This is a genomic window from Mesorhizobium sp. M7A.F.Ca.US.010.02.1.1, assembly GCF_004023085.1.
Lineage (GTDB): Bacteria > Pseudomonadota > Alphaproteobacteria > Rhizobiales > Rhizobiaceae > Mesorhizobium.
This window is the reverse complement of record NZ_RZRV01000139.1, coordinates 1-431: the sequence shown is the minus strand read 5'-3', so window position 1 is coordinate 431 and position 431 is coordinate 1. Positions and strand designations below refer to the sequence as shown.

The following is a 431-nucleotide window of genomic DNA, read 5'->3' as shown; positions in this document are numbered from 1 at the left end:
ACCTTTGATTTTTCCAAATCTCAATGGCTCTGTGCTTAATAGTCGACTACTTAGAAATACTTTACTTGATTGTTTTGAGAATGTGGGCCTACCAAATATCTGCTTTCACGGCTTTAGACATACTCACGCTACACTCTGTTTAAGTGCTGGAATGAGTTATAAAGCAATCCAAACTAGGCTAGGTCATTCAACATTACAAATGACTATGGATATCTACGCTCATCTTGAACCTGAAACAGCTAAAAATGAACTCAGCTTATTTGAGAAATACCTTAATTATTCAAACTAAGCGTAACAAAAAACGTAACATTATTTCCCAAGAAACTCTTAAACCCTTTTATAATCAGGCTCACACAGACTTTATATCATAAGTCTTAGGTCTGATTTTTTATTTCTATTATTTACTGACAGCCTTTTATTCACTTTTAGGA

General features: G+C 33.6%; 1 protein-coding gene. It reads left to right on the top strand.

All coding sequences use genetic code 11. From position 1 onward, the window contains the following. A partial coding sequence (locus tag EOA19_RS35110) for a tyrosine-type recombinase/integrase (protein WP_164893143.1) occupies positions 1–289 on the top strand: 289 nt, incomplete at its 5' end. Between the last annotated feature and the right edge of the window lie 142 nt (positions 290–431).